Below are 19298 nucleotides of genomic sequence, written 5' to 3'. Positions count from 1 at the left end.
GGGCAAGACTAAGTCGTCTGCCCCTGCGCACGCGCCGTGTCGTCGGCTACGTCTTCCTGGTTGCGGTTGGCTTCCAGGTTCGCCTTGGCGCGGTCGACCTTCTGGACGATCTGGACGGATGCCCGGTCGCGCTCCTTGCGGAGGGCCACGAAGCTGATAGGCGCGGAGATCACCAGGGAGAGCAGGACGACCCACATGCCGTTGGAGTCGCCGAGGCCGCGCGGTGCGACACCGGCGTAGACGAGACCCCAGACGACCACGAGGCAGCCCACGAAGATCCCGAGGCGCATCAGTGTGTAGCGGAGCATCTCAATCCACTCTTCCGTTCCGGCTGAAAGTTCCCCAAAGGTGCCTTCCAGTGAAGCACGCCCGATACCCGATCTTGCAGGGGGTGTCAGGTCAGCGGCAGCCACATCATGATGTCGTCCCGGTAGTCGTCCGCGGACACCCGCAGCCCGCCCGGCACCCTGCCGACCTCCTTGTACCCGGCGGACGCGTAGAACCGCTCGAGGCCGAGGCCGCCCCGACAGGTCAGCTTCAGCGCCTCCAGGCCGAAACCGCGGGCCTGCGTCTCGACCTCCGCCAGCAGGGACCGGCCGTGGCCGCCGCCCTGGACAGCCGGGTCGATCATGACCGTGTAGAGCCAGGCGTAATGGCTCTGCAGGCGGTGCGCGTTGAAGCCGAAGAAGGCGGTCGCCCGCAGCCGGCCCTCCTGGTCGAACCCGGCGAGAAGACGGTGGCGTCCCGCCGTGGTCGACTCCGCGTAACGCTCCACGTCCGGACGTACGTCGTCATACGTCGTCGTACCGACGAATCCGACCGCCCCACCGGCGTTGTTCACGGCCACCCACAGGTGGGTCAGCTCGTCGAGGAGGCCGGGGGTGAGGTCGGGGTCCAGGCGGTACGTGAGCTCCATGGGCCACGAGTCTAAAACGGCGGCCGGTCCCCCCAGGGCGCGGGCCACCACCCGCAGATCGGAGACGACCCCCTGGCAGGCGGCCTCGCGGTCCTCGGACCGCACATGGCTCTCCTCCTGGTCGGCGGTGTATCCGGGGTGGGAACAGTCGAAGCTCGATCAGCTGTACCGGCTCAGGGGCGCGGGGAACTGCGCGACCGGCCCCCGCGCACCCGCGGTCGAATGCGGCGCCCTCACACCCGCATCGGCTGCGGCGACTCCCTGCGCGCCGGGTCCGGGCCCTCGTACTCCCGGATGATCTCGTACCGCGTGTTCCGCTCCACCGGCTTGAACCCGGCGTCCCGGATCAGGTCCAGGAGATCCTCACGCGTCAGCTTGTTCGGCGTGCCGTAGTTGTCCGCGTCGTGGGTGATCTTGTACTCGACGACCGAGCCGTCCATGTCGTCCGCACCGTGCTGGAGGGCCAGCTGGGCGGTCTGGACGCCGTGCATGACCCAGAAGACCTTGACGTGCGGGACGTTGTCGAAGAGCAGCCGGGAGACCGCGAAGGTCTTCAGCGCCTCCGCGCCGGTCGCCATCTGCGTGCGGGCCTGGAGGCGGTTGCGGACCTTGCCGTCCTTCACGTCGACGAAGTCGTGCTGGTAGCGCAGCGGGATGAAGACCTGGAAGCCGCCGGTCTCGTCCTGGAGCTCACGCAGCCGCAGGACGTGGTCCACCCGGTGCTTCGGCTCCTCGATGTGGCCGTAGAGCATGGTGGACGGGGTCTTGAGACCCTTCTCGTGCGCCAGGCGGTGGATGCGCGACCAGTCCTCCCAGTGCGTGCGGTGGTCCACGATGTGCTGGCGGACCTCCCAGTCGAAGATCTCCGCGCCGCCGCCGGTGAGGGACTCCAGGCCCGCGTCGATGAGCTCGTCGAGGATCTCGCTCGCGCTCAGCCCGCTGATCGTCTCGAAGTGGTGGATCTCGGTCGCCGTGAAGGCCTTCAGCGAGACGTTCGGCAGAGCGGCCTTCAGCTCGCGCAGGGACCGCGGGTAGTAGCGCCACGGCAGGTTCGGGTGCAGGCCGTTGACGATGTGGAGCTCGGTGAGGTTCTCGCCCTCCATCGCCTTGGCGAGTTTCACCGCCTCCTCGATGCGCATCGTGTACGCGTCCTTCTCGCCCGGCTTGCGCTGGAAGGAGCAGTAGGCGCAGGACGCCGTGCACACGTTGGTCATGTTGAGATGGCGGTTGACGTTGAAGTGGACGACGTCGCCGTTCTTCCGCGTCCGCACCTCGTGCGCGAGTCCGCCGAGCCAGGCCAGGTCGTCCGACTCGTAGAGCGCGATGCCGTCCTCCCGGGTCAGGCGAACGCCCGCCCGTACCTTCTCCTCCAGCTCGCGCCTGAGCCCGACGTCCATGCCACAACCTTTCTACGACGACCTGTCCAACCGTACGTCTACGCCTCTTCGGGAAGCTCTCCGACCCGGTTCTCCCACTTCGTGGAGAGCACGATGGTGGTACGGGTCCGCGAGACGCCCTGCGTGCCGCTGAGCCGCCGGATGGTCTTCTCCAGGCCGTCGACGTCGGCGGCCCGCACCTTGAGCATGTACGAGTCGTCGCCGGCGATGAACCAGCAGTCCTCGATCTCGCCGAGGTCCTTGAGCCGGCGGGCCACGTCCTCGTGGTCGACGGCGTCGGAGAGGGAGATGCCGATCAGCGCGGTGACGCCGAGGCCGAGCGAGGCGGAGTCGACGGTGGCGCGGTAACCGGTGATGACGCCGGCCGCCTCCAGCCGGTTGATGCGGTCGGTGACGCTGGGTCCCGACAGACCGACGAGGCGCCCCAGCTCCGCGTAGGAGGCCCGGCCGTTCTCCCTCAGGGCCTGGATGAGCTGCCTGTCCACCGCGTCCATGCGATCGAAGCCTTCCGCTGAAGAGTTCCCGAAGTGATGAGAGGTACTGCTGACCTACTGCGACGTGCCCGGACGGCGTTCACGTCGTGCGGGTTCCACCGCCGAGTTCGCCCTTCCAGCGGCGGTAGAGCCGGTGCTCGACGCCCGCCGCGTCGAGGACCCGTCCGGCGACGAAGTCCACCAGGTCCTGGATGTGCGTGGCCCCCGCGTAGAAGGCGGGCGAGGCGGGCACCACGGTGGCGCCCGCGTCGTCCAGGGTCACCAGGTGCCGGAGCGTCTGACCGTTCAGCGGGGTCTCCCGAACGGCTACCACCAGCTTGCGCCCCTCCTTGAGAGTCACGCTCGCCGCCCGCTGTAGCAGGTCCTTGGAGAGCCCGAGGGCGACACCGGCGACACAGGCGGTCGAGGCGGGCACGATCAGCATCCCCTTGACGGGATACGACCCCGAGGACGGCCCCGCGGCCAGGTCCCCGGCGGCCCAGTACCGCACCCGCTCGATGTCGGCGCCGATGTCGAAGCTGCCCGGCTTGCCGTCGGCCCCCCTGGCCAGCCATTCCCGCAGGTCGTCCTGCCAGTGCGCGTCCCTGAAGGAGATCCCCGTCTCGTCCAGGAGCGTGAGCCGCGAGGCCCGGCTGACCACCAGGTCGACGCTCTCCCCGGCATCGAGGAGCGCGCGCAGCACGGACGCGGCATACGGGGTGCCGGAAGCGCCGGACACCCCTACGATCCAAGGCGTACGCCGTGTCTCTCCTGGCTTGACTGGGTTCACACCCCCGAGCCTATCCGGCGTCGCAGGGTGGGAACCGGCCAAGGGGGTCCGGGCGTTCTCCTCAGGGGAATGGGGGTTGCCATGTCCGGTGCCGGGCTGGAGCAGTCACGAGGCGACCGTGCGCGGGCCGCGGCCAAGCTGATGCTGGGCTGGGTCGCGCTGCTGTGGCTGCTGGAAGTGGTGGACGCGGTGAGCGGCCACGCGCTGGACGACTTCGGCATCGTGCCGCGCGAGTCCTCGGAACTGATCGACGTGGTCCCGGCCTCGTTCATCCACTTCGGGTGGGCCCACATCGCCGCGAACACCGTCCCGCTGCTGGTCATGGGCTTCCTCGCGGCCCTCGGCGGCATCCGCCGCTTCCTCGCGGTCTGCGCGCTGGTCATCGTGGCCGACGGGCTGGGCGTCTGGCTCATAGCCCCCGCCCACACCAACACCGCCGGCGCCTCCGGCCTGATCTTCGGCCTCTTCGGCTTCCTGCTGGTCAGCGGTTTCGTGGAGCGACGGCTGCTGGGCGTCATGGCCGGCCTGCTCGTCGGCGCCGTCTGGGGCAGCTCGATCCTGACGGGCCTGGCGCCGACGCAGACGGGCGTCAGCTGGCAGGGACACCTGCTGGGGCTGGTCGCGGGGGTGGCGGCGGCGTTCGTGTTCCGCCGCCGCGCCACCACCCCGGCCCTCACACCGTGAGGCCGCGCACCAGCAGATCGAGCAGCGCGCACACGAACAGGGCGATCCCGATGAACCCGTTGACGCTGAAGAACGCCCTGTTCAGCCGGGACAGATCGTTCGGCCGGACGATGTTGTGCTCGTACACGAACGCGGCCGCGACGATCATCAGGCCGACCCAGAAGAACCCGCCCGCGTCCGTGGCCACCGCGTACCAGAGCAGCAGCGCCGTCGTCAGCGCGTGGCACACCCGGGCGCCCCAGATCGCCGCCGGGATGCCGAAGCGGGCCGGGACCGACATGACACCGATCTCGCGGTCGGTCTCCACGTCCTGGCAGGCGTAGATCAGGTCGAAGCCGCCGATCCAGATGCCGACCGCGAGGCCGAGGATCACCGCGTCCCAGGACCACTCGCCGGTGATGGCCAGCCAGCCGCCGATCGGGCCCATGGCCTGGGCGAGGCCCAGGATGGCCTGCGGGAAGTTCGTGAACCGTTTGCCGTAGGGGTAGACCACCATCGGGATCACCGCGACGGGGGCCAGGGCCAGGCAGAGCGGGTTCAGCAGGGCCGCCGAGCCCAGGAAGACCACGACCGCGACCAGCGCGCCCGTCCAGGCGTGGCGCACCGACATCGCGCCGGTCACCAGCTCACGGTGGGCCGTCCGGGGGTTCCGCGCGTCGATCTCGCGGTCGATGATCCGGTTCACGGCCATCGCGAAGGTGCGCAGGCCGACCATGCAGATCGTCACCAGGAGCAGCCGGCCCCAGTGGATGTTCTTGTCCATCTGGAACATCGCGGTGAGCGCGGCGATGTACGCGAAGGGCAGAGCGAAGACCGAGTGCTCGATCATCACGAGGCGCAGGAACGCCTTGGTGCGTCCCGGCTGCGGGATCGCGGCTGAAGCTGAACTCACAGGCCGTATTCCTTCCAGCGTCGGTCGACCGTCGCCGCCGTCTCCGGGTCGGACAACACCATGTCGGGCCAGCCTCCGTCACGGGTGTAGCCCTCCTCGGGCCACTTCTTCGTCGCGTCGATCCCCGCCTTGCCGCCCCAGAACTGCTGGTAGGAGGCGTGGTCGAGGTGGTCGACGGGGCCCTCTACGACCGACAGGTCGCGCGCGTAGTCGGTGTTGCCGAGTGCGCGCCACGCGACCTCGTGGAGGTCGTGGACGTCGCAGTCGGAGTCGACGACCACGATCAGCTTGGTGAGGGACATCATGTGGGCACCCCAGATCGCGTGCATCACCTTCTGGGCGTGTTTGGGGTACTTCTTGTCGATCGAGACGATCGCGCAGTTGTGGAAGCCGCCCGCCTCGGGCAGGTGGTAGTCCACGATGTCCGGGACGATGATCTTCAGCAGGGGGAGGAAGAAGCGCTCCGTCGCCTTGCCCAGCGGGCCGTCCTCCGTCGGGGGCCTGCCCACCACGATCGACTGGAGCAGCGGCCGCTTCCGCATCGTCACACAGTCGATCTTCAGTGCCGGGAACGGCTCCTGCGGGGTGTAGAACCCCGTGTGGTCGCCGAAGGGGCCCTCGGGCAGCATCTCCCCCGGCTCCAGCCAGCCCTCGATCACGACCTCCGCCTGCGCCGGCACCTGGAGCGGCACCGTCTTGCAGTCGACCATCTCGATCCGCTTGCCCGCGAGGAACCCGGCGAAGAGGTACTCGTCGATGTCGCCGGGCAGCGGCGCGGTGGAGGCGTACGACACGGCCGGCGGGCACCCGAAGGCGATCGCGACCGGGAGGCGCTCACCTCGCCTCGCCGCGACCTGGTAGTGGTTGCGGCTGTCCTTGTGGATCTGCCAGTGCATGCCGATCGTGCGCTTGTCGTGGCGCTGGAGCCGGTACAGACCGAGGTTGCGGATCCCGGACTCCGGGTCCTTGGTGTGGGTCAGGCCGAGGTTGAAGAAGGAGCCGCCGTCCTGCGGCCAGGTGAAGAGGGCGGGCAGCTGGTAGAGGTCGACGTCGTCACCGGTGAGGACGACCTCCTGCACCGGCGCGTCCCCGGACTTCACCTTCTTCGGCGGGACGTGCGTCATCGCGCCGAGCTTCCCGAAGGCCTCGCGCACCCCCACGAAGCCGTGCGGCAGCTCGGGCCGCAGCAGGCCGCCGATCTTCTCCGAGATCTCGGAGTACGACTTCAGGCCCAGCGCCTTCAGCAGCCGGCGGTCGGTCCCGAAGACGTTCATCGCGAGGGGCATCGCGGAGCCCTTCACGTTCTCGAAGAGCAGCGCCGGACCCCCGGACTTCTGCACCCGGTCGACGATCTCCCCGACCTCCAAGTACGGATCCACCTCGGCCTTGATGCGCTTGAGGTCGCCCTCGCGCTCCAGGGCCCTGAGCAGCGAGCGAAGATCGTCGTAAGCCATGGGGTCAAGTATCCCCGAGCGGCTACCCTGGGCCTGAACCCGGGGGCCGTGCCTCCGGCCCGTCGACCGTTTCGCTGGAGAGGACCCATGCTCCGGGTGCTGATGTTCCTCGTCCCACTGGCGCTGAGCGTGTACACGTTCATCGACTGCATCAGCACGAAGGAGGAGGACGTCCGCCACATGCCCAAGCCGCTGTGGGCCATCCTCGTGCTGCTGTTCCCGCTCGTCGGCTCGATCTCGTGGCTGATCGCGGGCAAGAAGCGCAGCCCTGCGGCCGAGGGCTGGTCCGGTGTGCGGGAGCGGGGCGGGCGCGGCCAGTGGGTCGCCCCCGACGACAACCCCGACTTCCTGAAGTCCCTGGGCGAGGAGAAGAAGGAGCGCGGCGAGGACGGCCCCAAGGAGGGCTGATGGAGCTGCGGCTGCTCGTCACCTTCGAGAAGGTCGCGACCGTCCTGAGCTTCACCCGGGCCGCGGCCGAGCTGAGCTACGCGCAGTCCAGCGTGACCAGCCAGATCCGTGCCCTGGAGGACTCCCTGGGCACCCCGCTGTTCGACCGGCTCGGCAGCCGCATCCGGCTGACGGAGGCCGGGGAGCGGCTGCTTCCGTACGCGCGGCAGATCATCGAGCTGAGCGAGGAGGCCCGCGCGGCGGTCGTCGGCGCGGAGGAACCCTCGGGCACGCTCGCCGTCGGCACGATGGAGTCGCTGACCTCCTACCGTCTGCCGCCGCTCCTGGAGCTCTTCCACCACCGCCACCCGAAGGTCCGGCTGTCGCTGCGCACGACGCTGGGCGACGAGACCCGGCAGGCGCTGCGGCAGGGCACGTACGACGTGGGCTTCCTGATGGAGCCGGAGACCGAGCACCCGGGGCTGGAGAGCAGGGTGCTCGCGCCGGAGCCGCTGGTCCTGGTCGCCGCGCCCGGCCATCCCCTCGCCGTGAAGAGCCCCGCGCTCAAGACGGAGGACCTCACCGAGGTCCAGCTCGTCGGCACCGAACCCGGCTGTCCCTACCGCGACCTCTTCGAGTCCGAGCTCGTCCACCGCACCGGATCCCCGCCGCCCTTCATGGAGTTCGGCACGATCGAGGCGACCAAGCGGGGTGTGGCGGGCGGTCTCGGCGTGGCGCTGCTGCCCCGGGTGACGGTGGGCGCGGAGCTGGCGTCGGGGGCGCTGGTCGAGCTGCCGTGGGAGCCGCCGTTCCAGCTGTACACGCAGGTGGCGTGGCGGGCGGGGAAGCGCCTGCCACGCCATCTGACGCTGTTCATCGAGGCTGCGGTGCGGCTGGTGCGGGAGCAGACGGCGTACGACGGGACGTGACGACCCGGGGGGCGCGGGCCAGCGTCACCTTGAGGCTCGCCAGCACGATCAGCGGGACGCCCAGCGCCTGCACGAGGCCGATGTGGTGGCCGTACACCGCCCAGTCCATGACCATCGCGACGGCCGGGTAGACGAAGGCGAGTACGGCGATCTTCGAGACCGGCAGCTGGGCGTAGGCGGCGTACATCAGGACGTACATGACGCCCGTGTGGATGAACCCGAGCCCGACCAGCCAGCCCCAGTCCGCGCCCGTGCCGGCCATCGCGCCGAAGTCGGCGAAGGGGAGCAGCAGCGGGATGCCGACGACGACCTGGACGAGGGCGATGAGGTGGGGGCGGACGCCGGTGATGCGCTTGGTGACCAGGGTGGACAGCCCGTAGAGAAGGGCGGCGAGCAACGCCTGTCCGACGCCGAGGAGATAGGTGCCGCCGCTGGTGAAGTCCCCTGGCGTCACGCCCGATACGAGGGTCAGGCCCGCGAAGGCCAGGGCGATCCAGCCGACCTTGGCGGCCGTCAGCCGCTCGCGGAAGAGCAGGGCGCCCAGCAGCACGACGTAGAACGGCTGGGTGTGGTAGACCACCGTCGCGACGGAGATCGACGTGTTCTCGTACGACTGGAAGAGGAACACCCAGTTGAAGACGATGAACACCCCTCCCAGGACGGCGAGTCCGAGGGTGCGCGGGGTGAAGCCGTGGTCGCGGAGCCAGCCGCGGGCGAGGACGTAGCCGCCGAGCGCGAGGGCGCCGAACAGGACGCGGAAGAAGACGACGTTGAACGGCGAGGCGCCTGACTCGACGACGAAGACGCCGAGGGTGCCGGACAGCACCATCGCGGTCGTCAGCTGGGCGATGCCCTTGCTCTCTGTGCCCTTGCTCTCTGAGGTCATGTCCCCGACGCTACGAGCGGGCATCGGTGCTGGTCCACGTGCCAGTGGGGCGTCCTTCCGATGCCCCCATCGGTCCGGCCGATGCGTGCAGGTTGTACGCCGGTGAGGCTCCGGAAGCGGACAGTGCGCCTCTGGGCCGCGACCGTCGGGAACCGGACACTTGGCTCGCATGACGACTGCTCCGGCCGGCTCCGCCACGGCCATCGCCCCCGCATACGGTGACAAGGTCATCGCCGTCGAGACGGCCGGCTCGGAACCGATCCCGGACTCCGAACGCCATGGCGGCCCGCTCCAGCTGCTGTGGACGTGGGCCTCTCCGAACATCGAGTTCGCGACCGTCTACATCGGCGTGATCTCGGTCCTCTTCTTCGGCCTGAGCTTCTGGCAGGCGACCGCGGCCCTGCTCCTGGGGACGGCGCTGGGCGCGCTGACGCAGGGGATCCTGTCGCTGGACGGTCCGCGGTTCGGTGTTCCGCAGATGGCGATAGGCCGCTTCTCCTTCGGCTACCGGGGGAATCTGCTGCCGTCGGGGGTCAACGCCCTTGTCGCGGGCGTCGGTTGGTTCGCGGTGAACAGTGTGAGCGCGGCCTTCGCGCTCAACACGCTGACGGACCTGCGGCCGCTCCCCTCCCTGTTGATCGTGGTCGCCGCCGAGGTCGTGATCGGTTTCATCGGCCACAACTTCGTCCACGCCTTCGAGAAGTACGCCTTCCCGGCCCTGGCGGTGGTCTTCCTGCTGGCCGGGGTGTGGACCTTCAAGGAGGCCGACCTGGGCGGCTCCGGCGCGGGCGGCGGGATCGGCGGTTTCCTGCTGGCGTTCAGCACGGCCTGGGGTTACGCGGCGGGCTGGAACCCGGGCGCCTCGGACTACTCCCGCTATCTCCCGCGCACGGCGAACCGCTTCAAGACGGTCCTGTACCCGGCCGTCGGTCTCTTCGTGTCGATCGCGATCGTGTCGGTGATCGGCGCGGCCTCGGCGACGATCGTCACCCCCGAGGGCGCCACCCCCACGGCCGCCTTCACCGGCCATCTCCCGGGCTGGCTCAGTGACTTGGTGCTGCTGGCCATCATCCTGGGCGCGGTGTCCGCGAACGCCCTGAACGTCTACTCCTCGGCCATGTCGATCACCTCGCTGGGCCTGAAGCTCCCACCGTGGCTCGGCCGCAGTGCCATCGTCGTGCTGTGCGGTCTCGCCGGTACGGCGGCGGCGTGGGCGTCGCTGGCGGACGCGGGGCACGCCTACGAGGCCTTCCTGCTGGTGATCGCGTACTGGGTGGGGCCGTGGCTCGGGGTGGTGCTGGTCGAGCGGTGGCGGCAGGCGCGGACGCCGGACGAGGTGCTGTCCGCGAGGATCGCCGACCGCACCTTCGCCAACTGGCCCGGTATCGCGGCCCTGTTGACCGGCATCGTGGTGTCCGTGCCGCTCTTCTCCAACCAGGAGAAATACGTCGGGTGGGTGCCGGAGCGGTGGTCGTCGTTCGGTGACATCACCTGTCTGGTCGGGTTCGCGGTGAGCGCGGGGCTGTACGCGGTGCTGCGGCGGGCGGATCAGCCGACGTCGGCGTGAGCCTGCTCAACGTGCTCCACCTTGATGTACCGGGGGCCGAACTCCTTCTCCACGAGGGGTTCGGCCTTCTTCGGGTCGTCGACGCCCACATGCACGAACCCGCGCTCGTCGACGCCGACTTCACGCAGCTGGAAGGTGCCGTCCCAGCGGTACATGTCCTCGCTGATCCGGTCGGCGAGGGCGTCGAGGGTCCTGCGGTCGACGTCGGCGGAGTGCAGCCGTAGCTTGACGCCCTTCTCGGCGGCGTCGCAGGCGGCCTTGTCGAAGGCGTCGGAGGGGATGCGCCAGATGTCGGCGGCGTTCTTGTCCTCGTCCACGCCCATGCCGGTGTAGACGGCGGAGTGCCTGCCCGCGGCCAGCTTGTCGAGGCGGGCGAGGGTGCGCTCCAGCGGGGTCACCTCGGGGTCGGCGTCCGGGGGCGCCGGGACCGTGCCGACGCACCGCTCCTCGGCCGGAGCGCTCGCCTTCTTGACCGAGACGCTTTCCCGCGGGGCGGCCGGCAGGCCGCCGTCGGTGTGCCCGGTCTCCAGCTCGTCGATGTACAGGGCCGCCCCCACCACCACACCGGCAGTGGCGACGGCCGCCGCGATCCACCTGCGATTCGTCATGCCACTGTGACGCCGGAGCAGCCCAAATGGTTCACAACGGGTCAGGAAACGACATCCTCGCGCAGAACCAGCGCCAGCAGCCCCGGGAACCGGGCGTCGAACTCCTCCCGCCGCAGCCGGTTGACCCGCCTGGGCCCCTCGTCGCGCTGCTCCACGAGCCCGGCCGCGCGCAGCACCGCGAAGTGATGGCTCTTGGCCGCCTTGCCGACGGGCACGTCGAAGGTGCCGCAGCTGCGCGACCAGTCGGCGGAGCCGGCGAGCTCCCGTACCAGTTGCACGCGTACGGGGTCCGCGAGCGCCGCGAGCGCCGTCAGGACGGGCACGTCGTCGGGGTGGGTGTGCTCAGGGGCAGCGCGATGACTGGTGGTGGCCATGGTGAGTGGTCCTTCCGTGCGCACCTTGCCGAGTGGCTGCCTGCGGAGTGGCTGCTTGAGGAGTGGCTGCTTGCGGAGTGTTCGATGAAAACCATACACTCGCGAGTGTTCGCTTTTCATTGAACACTCTCCGGACGAGGTGTGGCATGCGCGCGGTCGAGATCCAGGAACACGGCGGCCCCGAGGTCCTCGAGGTCGTCGAGGTGGACGTCCCCGAGCCCGGCCCCGGGCAGGTGAGCGTCGACGTGGCGTACGCCGGGATCAACTTCGCCGACCTGAAGGCGAGGGAGACCGGGTACCGGGTGCCGTCACTCCCCTTCCGGCCGGGGCTCGAGGTCTCCGGGCGAGTGCGGGCCCTCGGCGCGGGCGTCACCGGGCTCGCCGTCGGCCAGGAGGTCGCCGCGCTGACCGCCGGCGGCGCCTACGCCGAGGTCGCCGTCGCGGACGCGGCCACCGTCTTCCCGGTCCCCTCCGGCGTCGGCCTGCGCACGGCCGCGACCCTGCCGACCGTGCTGCCGACGTCGTACGCGCTCATCCACTCCGTGGGCCGGCTCCAGCCCGGCGAGACGGTCCTCGTGCAGGGTGCCGCCGGGGGCGTCGGGACGGTCGCGGGCCGACTGGCGAAGGCGGCCGGGGCCACCGTCCTGGGGGTCGTGTCGAGCGCGGGGAAGGCCGCGTTCGCGAAGGAGCACGGCTCCTACGACGAGGTCTTCGTCGGCGACTTCGAGAAGGCCGTACAGGAATCCACCCACGGCCGCGGCGTAGACCTCGCCCTCGACCCCGTCGGCGGCGACACCTTCCGCGCCTCACTCGCCGCCCTCGCCCCCTTCGGGCGCCTCGTCTCCTTCGGCAACGCGAGCGGCGCCGAGCCGTGGAGCGTCGGTCAGCCCGAGCTGTTCCCGTACGGCGTGAGCGTCGGCGGCTTCTCCATCCTCACCCTCGCCGGGACCGCGCCCGACGAGCTGCGGGCCCTCACCGAGCGGGCCTTCGCGAAGGTCGCCGACGAGACGGTGACGCTGCCGGTGACGGCCGAGTTCGGCCTGGCGGAGGCGGCGGAGGCGCACCGGCTGATGGGGACGCGGACGAGCACGGGGAAGTTGCTGCTGCGGGTGGCGGACTGAGCGCACCGCCTCACCGCCCCGCGCATCGACGGCAGAGCCGAGGCGCCGGTGCCCCTGCATGGCACCGGCGCCCCGTTCCCGGCGTCAGCCGAATCCGGCCTGGTCGGACGCACCGCCGTCCGCACCCTCCTCGCCGGTTCCCCCGCTCTCGGCGGTGCCGCCGGTCTCTTCGCCCCCGCTGTCCCCCGGCGTGGGTTCCCCGGTCCCGGTGCCGGCGCTCGCCACGGTCAGCATCACCAGGGAGTCGGCCGGGGCCTCGATCCCTGCCTCCGGGCTCTGTCCGACGACCGTGCCGGGCGCGGTCGCGTCGGTCACCTCCTCGGTCCAGGTGACCTGGAACCCCTGGGCCTCCAGAGCGGCTTGAGCGTCAGCGAGGGGCCAGCCCTGTACGTCGGGCACCGTGGCCGCCTCGGCCGTGGGCGTGGACGTGGGCGAGTCGGTGGGTGCGACGGACGGGTCGTCCGGGTTCGGCGCCACCGGCAGGACCTCGTCCTCGGTGCCGTCGGTGCCCGCCTCGCGGGCCAGTCCGGCGTCCGGGTCCTCGACGTCGACGAGCTGGAAGACCTCGACCGGGTCGTCCTCCGGCGCCGCCTTGACCTTGGCCACCTTCTCCGAGTCGTACGACGGCCACTTCTTGTTGCGGGCGTCGAACTTCACGTCGGCGTCGTCGGCGTCGTCCTTGAACGAGGCCAGCGGGTTGCCGCAGCTGCACTGCACCGCGGGCCGCCCCAACTGGTCGACCAGGACGGCGATTCCCGCCTCCAGGAGGGCGTCGAAGGCCTTCCGCTTGCCCTTCTTCTTGTCGAAGTCGTGGTTCTTGACCAGCGTGTCGGCACGCAGCAGGACCGGCGTCAGGTTCTTCACGAAGCCCCTGATCTCGCCGACGTCGTCCAGGCCCTCGACCTCGGCCCACTCCTTGGCCTTGTCCCGGTTCTCCGGCTTCTCGAGGAACTCGACGAGCTTCGCCTTGTCGCAGTGGCCGGCGTCCCGGGTACCCCCGTACAGACCCGGGTCGCCGCCACCGATCTCCCCCGCGATGTAGTCCATCGCCACGTCGATGGCGATGTCGGTGCCGAGCCTCACAAAGAAGGGCGCCGGGCTCATCACTCCGCGCGCGACGGCCCGTACGACGACCTTGTCGCCCGGGCACTTTGCGGCCAGCATGCCGAGGACGGCCAGGACCAGCGCGAGCGCGATGGCCGTACGTCCCCTCCCCCGTATGCGTTTCATGGTCTTCCTTCTGGCTCCTTCCGCGTCGCCGGTCGGCGAACGGTCACGCCAGTGTGGGCGTCCGGCGGGGCGGGCACATCGTGGTCCGCACGGGATCCGAGGGGCCCGGATCCCGTGCCCGCACGGATGACGGGCCGGTCGTCGGCGGTGACCATGAGCCCATGCCGCGTACCGTGCTGATCATCGACGACGACCCTGGATTCAGAGCCGTCGCACGGGCGTTGCTGGAGGCGGACGGCGACTTCGCGGCGGCGGAGGCGGGTTCGGGGGCCGAGGCGCTCGCCGCCGTGGTGACGGAGCCGCCGGACGCCGTGCTCCTGGACATCGGGCTGTCGGACGGGGATGGCTTCGAGGACGGCTTCGCCGTCTGCCGGGCCCTGCACGGGGTGGCTCCGGCGACGGCGGTCGTGCTGTGTTCGGCGCGGGAGGCCGAGTTGTACGGGGAGCGGATCGCCCGGTCCCCGGCGGTGGGCTTCCTCGCGAAGGAACGGCTGTCGGCGGCGGCACTGACGCGGCTGGTGGGGCAGTAGAGATCGGTTCAGTCGTCGGAGGCCAGGTACATCAGCACCGCGCGCACCCGGCGGTCGTACGTCTCCTTGGCCTCGGGCCTGAGGCCGAGCTTGTCGAAGAGGGTGTTGACGTGGTCCTCCACCGTCCTCTTGCTGATCGACAGTCTCGCCGCGACAGCGGAGTTGGACAGTCCGCGCGCCATGAGCTCGAGGACCTTCAGCTGCTGGTCGGTCAGGGCGGCCAGCCGGTCGCGGCGGCGCTGGGTGCGGTAGAGGGCGCGCTGGATCTCGCCGTCGATGCGGTACCGGCCGGCCCCGACCTCTTCCACGACCTCGGTGACGAAGTCCGCTCCGGTGACCCGTGACTTGAGCTGGTAGCCGATGCCTCCGGCGGCGGCCGCGGGCCCGGCCTCCAGGAGCTGCCGCAGATGGGTCAGCTCCATGTCCTTGGACAGCAGCAGGATGCCCACCGACGGCTGGGCACGGCGGATCTCCACTGCCGCCCGTAAGCCTTCCAGGGTGTGCGTGGGCGGCATTCTGATGTCGACGACGGCGAGGTCGGGCAGGGTGTCGGCGACCGCGGCCCGCAGCCCGCGCGCGTCCCCGGCCCGCCCGGTGATCTCGTGGCCCTCGTCCTCCAGGATGATCGCGAGCCCCCGCAGGTAGACCGGGTCGTCGTCGGCCAGCACGATGCGCAGACTCCGGGAGTCCGTGTCGGCCGTCATACCGGCTCGCCCTTCTCGCTCATGGCCTCGCTCGTGGCCGTGGTGGGCAGGGTCACGGCGACGACCGTGCCCTCGCCGGGGCGGGAGCGCACGGTCAGTCTGCCGTCGTACGCGGAGACCCGGTGGCGCAGCCCGAGCAGTCCGGTGCCGCCGTCCGTCGGGTCCGCGCCGCCGACGCCATCGTCGGTGACGCTCAGGCTCAGCACCCCGTCGGTGTGGTGGAGGTCGACGCGGACGGTGCGGGCGTCGGCATGCTTGAGGACATTGCTGACCGCCTCCTTCACGACGTAGTACGCGGTGAGTTCGACCGGCTCGGGCAGCTTCGGCAGCCCGTCGGCGTGCAGGTCGACGGGCAGGAGCAGGTCAGCGGTCAGCGAGCGCAGGGCCGGTACCAGCCCGGCCTCGCTCAGCACCACGGGGTGGATGCCGCGGGCGGCCACGCGCAGTTCGGCGTGTCCCTGTTCCAGCGTGGCGAGCGCGTCGTCCAGCATCCCGGCCAGCTCCGGGCCGCTCGCCGCGCGGTCCAACCGGCGGCGGGCGATGCGCAGTTGGAGGCCCAGGTTGATGAACTTCTGCTGGGCCCCGTCGTGCAGGGCCCGCTCGACCTCGCGGCGCTGCTCGTCGCCGACCTCGATGACGCGGCGGCGGGAGCCGCGCAGTTCGGTGACCAGGGCCTGGTTGTCGAGTTCCAGCGCGGCGGCGGAGACGACCGCCTCCAGGACGTACCGATCCTCCCTGAGCGCCGGGTCGTGGACGAGGACGCCGACCCGCCGGCCACCGCGCTCCAGGACGCTCGTCCACTGGCCGGGCCCGGCGGTCAGGGGTCTGCCGTCAGTGTCGACGTACCCCTCCCCGTCGGGGGCGGGAAGGCCCAGCTGGAGCGACTCGTCGTCGAGCGTCCTGGCGAGTACGTCGCGCAGGTGGCCGCGGGAGTCGAGCGGCAGCCGGCGCAGCAGTTCTGCCACGGCGGTCCGGCCCAGCCGGATCCGCCACACCCCGGCGAAGAAGGCCAGCGGCAGGCACAGGACCGACAGGTGCGCGACCGTCAGGAGCGCGGGGTGCGACCACTCCCGGTCGGCGCCGAGCGCCGCGTCGAGCCCGGAGGCCAGCCCGCCGACCAGGCCGACGGTGAGCAGCGGCGCGAGTTCGCGGCGGTACGGCCGGGACGCCTTCACCCAGCGCCACAGCAGTACGGCGACCACGGCCGCGCTGACGACGAGCTGTACCGCGTCGGTCAGCTGCCGAAGCCACGGCACGGGGTGCACGAGCAGCAGGTTCTCGGTCACCGACGGGTGGAAGAACACGCCGGCCGGCTGGAGGACGAAGGCCACCGCGCAGCCGACGGCCAGCAGCGTCCGGTCCGCGACGGCGGCGACCGCGCCGTCGTCCTCACGGGTGCGCAGTCGGCCGTAGGGGAAGACCAGCAGGAGCGGGATCAGGAAGCCGGTGGAGGCGGAGCGCAGGAACAGGCCGACGGTGTGCGTGAGCGGGTCGGTGGAGATCTGGAGGTCCTCCGCGAACCAGCCGATGCCGACGAGCAGCATGAGCAGCCCGACCGCGTTGCCGGGCCGCCGCAGCCGCGCGAGCAGTCCGGCCCCGAGGTACAGCCCGCCGACCGCCCCTGAGAACAGCGTCGTGGTGGAGTCGTCGTAGCGGTCGGGTGCGGTGACGGCCAGGACGTAGATCCCGAACGCCGTGCCGGCCGTGGCGAGGAGGACCGCGGTGCGCTTCGGGGACGGGCCTGCCATGACCGCCTCCCCCGTGACGGCTGTCCGCGTGCACTTCCGTGTCCTCACGGTACGCGCTCGACCGACTCCCGTACGGAGTTTTCGGCGCAGTCGCGACGAGGAGGGCGGGGGGCGAGATGAGGTGAGGCGAGGTGAGCCTCCTCACTCCTGACGCGGATGACCCGAAACCCGCTTTGCATGACCATGCGTTTCCATGCATAATCTTCCTATGTCCAAGGTCCTCACCTCCCTGCCCGCCGGCGAGCGCGTCGGCATCGCCTTCTCGGGCGGCCTCGACACCTCCGTCGCGGTCGCGTGGATGCGTGACAAGGGCGCCGTCCCGTGCACCTACACCGCCGACATCGGCCAGTACGACGAGCCCGACATCGCCTCGGTGCCCGGTCGCGCCCAGGCCTACGGCGCCGAGATCGCGCGCCTGGTCGACTGCCGCGCCGCGCTGGTCGAGGAGGGCCTGGCCGCACTCACCTGCGGCGCCTTCCACATCCGCTCCGGCGGACGGGCGTACTTCAACACCACCCCCCTCGGCCGTGCCGTCACCGGCACGCTGCTGGTCCGGGCGATGCTCGAGGACGACGTCCAGATCTGGGGCGACGGCTCGACGTACAAGGGCAACGACATCGAGCGGTTCTACCGCTACGGTCTGCTCGCCAACCCGCACCTGCGGATCTACAAGCCCTGGCTGGACGCGGTGTTCGTGACCGAGCTCGGCGGCCGCAAGGAGATGTCCGAGTGGCTGGTCGCCCACCAGCTGCCGTACCGGGACTCCACGGAGAAGGCGTACTCCACCGACGCCAACATCTGGGGCGCCACCCACGAGGCCAAGACCCTGGAGCACCTGGACACCGGCCTCGAGACCGTCGAGCCGATCATGGGCGTCAAGTTCTGGGACCCGTCGGTCGAGATCGCCACCGAGGACGTGACGATCGGCTTCGAGCAGGGCCGCCCGGTCACGATCAACGGCAAGGAGTTCGCCTCCGCCGTGGACCTGGTCCTGGAGGCCAACGCCATCGGCGGCCGGCACGGCCTGGGCATGTCCGACCAGATCGAGAACCGGATCATCGAGGCCAAGAGCCGCGGCATCTACGAGGCGCCCGGCATGGCCCTCCTGCACGCCGCGTACGAGCGTCTCGTCAACGCGATCCACAACGAGGACACCCTCGCCCAGTACCACAACGAGGGCCGTCGCCTCGGCCGGCTCATGTACGAGGGCCGCTGGCTGGACCCGCAGGCGCTGATGATCCGCGAGTCGCTCCAGCGCTGGGTCGGCGCGGCCGTCACCGGCGAGGTCACCCTGCGGCTGCGCCGGGGCGAGGACTACTCGATCCTCGACACCACGGGCCCGGCGTTCAGCTACCACCCCGACAAGCTCTCCATGGAGCGCACCGAGGACTCGGCCTTCGGCCCCGTCGACCGCATCGGCCAGCTGACCATGCGCAACCTCGACATCGCCGACTCCCGCGCCAAGCTGGAGCAGTACGCGGTCCTCGGCCTCATCGGCACCGGCAGCCCCACCATCGGCGCCTCCCAGGCGGCGGCGACGGGCCTCATCGGCACCATGCCGGAACTCCCGGAAGGCGGCGCCGAGGTCATCGCCTCGCGCGGCGAGGTCTCCGAGGAGGACGCGCTGCTGGACAGGGCGGCGATGGAGATGGGCACGGACTGACAGGACAACAGGCGTAAGGAAAAGGCCGGTCGGGACATCCGACCGGCCTTTCCTATTCCGACGACGGTCCTACAGCGCCCCTTCAGGGGCGCGGGGAACTGCGCGACCAGCCACGACGGCGCAGCAGCCGACCAACGACCTAACGCAACCGCGACGAGGACAGAATCGACAACAGGTGCGCCGGCACCATCACCCACGTGATGACAGCCAACGCACCGAGCGCCCAACGAGTCGGCTCGATCCCACCGACCACCGCATCCACGACGGCGGCGGCCAACAGCACCAGCGACGCCTCGATCCCGTTCGTCACCCGGTGGATCTTGAAGGCGGCCGCCAGCCTCCGTACCGACGCCACCCCCTGCGACCGCGGCCGCGTCGCCTCGTCGTCGACCACCCCGAGGCCCCGCCGCGCCCGAGCCACATCCACCAGATCGGTGGACGCCTTCAGCAGTACGACCCCCAACGCGGTGGCGATACCGACGGACAGCCACCCCCCGACCCCGGACTCGGCCGCCCGATACCCCGCTCCCGCCATGAGCGCCGCGTCGGCCAGGTAGGCGCCCAGCCGGTCGACGTAGATCCCGCCCGCACTGTTCTGCCCCTTCCAGCGCGCGACTTCCCCGTCCACGCAGTCGAAGAGCAGGAACAACTGCATGCACACCACGGCCAGTACGGCACCTGTGAGCCCCGGAATCATCAGCGCGGCCCCCGAGGCCACCCCGAACACGACCATGGTCCAGGTCAGTTGGTCCGGCGTGACCCGCGTCCGCACCAGCTGCCGGGTGAACCGCAGCGACACGCGCCGCATGTACAGCCGCCCCGCCCAGTGCTCACCGTTGCGGCTGGCCAGCTTGGCCTGCGGCTGGACCACCTCCCGCAGCTCCTCCAGAACCGGGGCAGCGACCATGACCGTTCTTCCTTCTCCAGGGGCCCAACTGCCGCTGG

The 19298-nt window shown here is 70.6% G+C and carries 21 protein-coding genes; 7 read left to right on the top strand and 14 right to left on the bottom strand.

The annotated features are described in order from the left end of the window. Positions 1 to 8: 8 nt before the first annotated feature. From ACIOHP_RS47765 to ACIOHP_RS47745, 5 genes are all read right to left on the bottom strand, one after another. Positions 9 to 308 (bottom strand): DUF4229 domain-containing protein, encoded by a 300-nt coding sequence (locus tag ACIOHP_RS47765; RefSeq protein WP_401897804.1) that lies wholly within the window; start codon positions 306 to 308, stop codon positions 9 to 11. A gap of 86 nt (positions 309 to 394) precedes the next feature. After that, entirely contained in the window at positions 395 to 916 is a 522-nt protein-coding gene (locus ACIOHP_RS47760; protein WP_401897803.1) for a GNAT family N-acetyltransferase, read from the bottom strand. Positions 917 to 1149: 233 nt separating this feature from the next. Continuing rightward, entirely contained in the window at positions 1150 to 2313 is a 1164-nt protein-coding gene (mqnE, locus tag ACIOHP_RS47755) for an aminofutalosine synthase MqnE (RefSeq protein WP_361493825.1), read from the bottom strand. A gap of 38 nt (positions 2314 to 2351) precedes the next feature. Continuing rightward, the gene (locus ACIOHP_RS47750) at positions 2352 to 2807 is read right to left on the bottom strand and encodes an Lrp/AsnC family transcriptional regulator (RefSeq protein WP_266889154.1); all 456 of its coding nucleotides are present in this window, start codon (positions 2805 to 2807) and stop codon (positions 2352 to 2354) included. Positions 2808 to 2886: 79 nt separating this feature from the next. Then, entirely contained in the window at positions 2887 to 3576 is a 690-nt protein-coding gene (locus ACIOHP_RS47745; RefSeq protein WP_361547054.1) for a UbiX family flavin prenyltransferase, read from the bottom strand. Between the two features lie 81 nt (positions 3577 to 3657). Here ACIOHP_RS47745 and ACIOHP_RS47740 point away from each other — a divergent pair, with 81 nt between their 5' ends. Beyond that, positions 3658 to 4260, top strand: a complete 603-nt coding sequence (locus tag ACIOHP_RS47740; protein WP_401897799.1) for a rhomboid family intramembrane serine protease — start codon at positions 3658 to 3660, stop codon at positions 4258 to 4260. Here ACIOHP_RS47740 and mqnP read toward each other — a convergent pair. Both mqnP and ACIOHP_RS47730 read right to left on the bottom strand, forming a co-directional pair. Then, on the bottom strand, positions 4250 to 5152 hold the full coding sequence (mqnP, locus tag ACIOHP_RS47735) for a menaquinone biosynthesis prenyltransferase MqnP (protein ID WP_361547060.1): 903 nt from the start codon (positions 5150 to 5152) through the stop codon (positions 4250 to 4252). The two genes, ACIOHP_RS47740 and mqnP, sit on opposite strands and share 11 nt — an antisense overlap. Next, a complete protein-coding gene (locus ACIOHP_RS47730) occupies positions 5149 to 6606 on the bottom strand; it encodes a menaquinone biosynthesis decarboxylase (RefSeq protein ID WP_327718637.1) in 1458 nt (485 codons plus the stop codon). Before ACIOHP_RS47730 ends, mqnP begins: the two co-directional genes overlap by 4 nt. Positions 6607 to 6693: 87 nt before the next feature. Here ACIOHP_RS47730 and ACIOHP_RS47725 point away from each other — a divergent pair, with 87 nt between their 5' ends. Both ACIOHP_RS47725 and ACIOHP_RS47720 read left to right on the top strand, forming a co-directional pair. Continuing rightward, entirely contained in the window at positions 6694 to 7014 is a 321-nt protein-coding gene (locus ACIOHP_RS47725; RefSeq protein ID WP_361547063.1) for a PLD nuclease N-terminal domain-containing protein, read from the top strand. Then, on the top strand, positions 7014 to 7922 hold the full coding sequence (locus ACIOHP_RS47720) for a LysR family transcriptional regulator (RefSeq protein WP_401897796.1): 909 nt from the start codon (positions 7014 to 7016) through the stop codon (positions 7920 to 7922). Before ACIOHP_RS47725 ends, ACIOHP_RS47720 begins: the two co-directional genes overlap by 1 nt. On the opposite strand, the gene ACIOHP_RS47715 is transcribed toward ACIOHP_RS47720, so the two are convergent. Next, positions 7867 to 8808 carry a DMT family transporter gene (locus ACIOHP_RS47715; RefSeq protein ID WP_401897795.1) on the bottom strand — a complete coding sequence of 314 codons (942 nt, stop codon included), beginning with the start codon at positions 8806 to 8808 and terminating at the stop codon, positions 7867 to 7869. The genes ACIOHP_RS47720 and ACIOHP_RS47715 overlap by 56 nt on opposite strands. Before the next feature lie 169 nt (positions 8809 to 8977). Here ACIOHP_RS47715 and ACIOHP_RS47710 point away from each other — a divergent pair, with 169 nt between their 5' ends. Continuing rightward, complete coding sequence (locus tag ACIOHP_RS47710; RefSeq protein ID WP_401897794.1) at positions 8978 to 10375, top strand: purine-cytosine permease family protein; 1398 nt, start codon at positions 8978 to 8980, stop codon at positions 10373 to 10375. Here ACIOHP_RS47710 and ACIOHP_RS47705 read toward each other — a convergent pair. Then, positions 10357 to 10983 carry a hypothetical protein gene (locus tag ACIOHP_RS47705; protein WP_401897792.1) on the bottom strand — a complete coding sequence of 209 codons (627 nt, stop codon included), beginning with the start codon at positions 10981 to 10983 and terminating at the stop codon, positions 10357 to 10359. The two genes, ACIOHP_RS47710 and ACIOHP_RS47705, sit on opposite strands and share 19 nt — an antisense overlap. A gap of 41 nt (positions 10984 to 11024) precedes the next feature. Next, the gene (locus ACIOHP_RS47700) at positions 11025 to 11357 is read right to left on the bottom strand and encodes a helix-turn-helix transcriptional regulator (protein ID WP_361547078.1); all 333 of its coding nucleotides are present in this window, start codon (positions 11355 to 11357) and stop codon (positions 11025 to 11027) included. Between the two features lie 146 nt (positions 11358 to 11503). Between ACIOHP_RS47700 and ACIOHP_RS47695 the strand changes: the two genes are divergently transcribed. Beyond that, positions 11504 to 12478: a zinc-binding alcohol dehydrogenase family protein gene (locus ACIOHP_RS47695; protein WP_401897790.1), complete on the top strand. Its 975-nt coding sequence runs from the start codon at positions 11504 to 11506 to the stop codon at positions 12476 to 12478. Between the two features lie 84 nt (positions 12479 to 12562). On the opposite strand, the gene ACIOHP_RS47690 is transcribed toward ACIOHP_RS47695, so the two are convergent. After that, a complete protein-coding gene (locus tag ACIOHP_RS47690; protein ID WP_401897787.1) occupies positions 12563 to 13708 on the bottom strand; it encodes a DUF6777 domain-containing protein in 1146 nt (381 codons plus the stop codon). 161 nt (positions 13709 to 13869) lie between these two features. Here ACIOHP_RS47690 and ACIOHP_RS47685 point away from each other — a divergent pair, with 161 nt between their 5' ends. Further along, complete coding sequence (locus ACIOHP_RS47685; protein ID WP_401897784.1) at positions 13870 to 14238, top strand: response regulator transcription factor; 369 nt, start codon at positions 13870 to 13872, stop codon at positions 14236 to 14238. An 8-nt stretch (positions 14239 to 14246) separates the two neighbouring features. Here the strand turns inward: ACIOHP_RS47685 and ACIOHP_RS47680 are convergent, their stop codons facing one another. Further along, positions 14247 to 14942, bottom strand: a complete 696-nt coding sequence (locus ACIOHP_RS47680; RefSeq protein WP_401897781.1) for a response regulator transcription factor — start codon at positions 14940 to 14942, stop codon at positions 14247 to 14249. Further along, positions 14939 to 16690 (bottom strand): sensor histidine kinase, encoded by a 1752-nt coding sequence (locus ACIOHP_RS47675; RefSeq protein WP_401897780.1) that lies wholly within the window; start codon positions 16688 to 16690, stop codon positions 14939 to 14941. The genes ACIOHP_RS47680 and ACIOHP_RS47675 overlap by 4 nt, the downstream gene beginning before the upstream one ends. 208 nt (positions 16691 to 16898) lie before the next feature. Here ACIOHP_RS47675 and argG point away from each other — a divergent pair, with 208 nt between their 5' ends. Next, on the top strand, positions 16899 to 18353 hold the full coding sequence (gene argG / locus ACIOHP_RS47670; protein ID WP_401897778.1) for an argininosuccinate synthase: 1455 nt from the start codon (positions 16899 to 16901) through the stop codon (positions 18351 to 18353). A gap of 139 nt (positions 18354 to 18492) precedes the next feature. On the opposite strand, the gene ACIOHP_RS47665 is transcribed toward argG, so the two are convergent. Then, positions 18493 to 19260, bottom strand: coding sequence for a CDP-alcohol phosphatidyltransferase family protein (locus ACIOHP_RS47665; RefSeq protein WP_401897777.1), 768 nt, complete (start codon positions 19258 to 19260; stop codon positions 18493 to 18495). Positions 19261 to 19298: the final 38 nt, after the last annotated feature.

Source organism: Streptomyces sp. NPDC087859 (assembly GCF_044742595.1).
In the GTDB taxonomy this organism is placed as follows: Bacteria; Actinomycetota; Actinomycetes; order Streptomycetales; family Streptomycetaceae; genus Streptomyces; species Streptomyces canus_F.
This window is presented reverse-complemented; position numbering and strand designations above follow the sequence as displayed.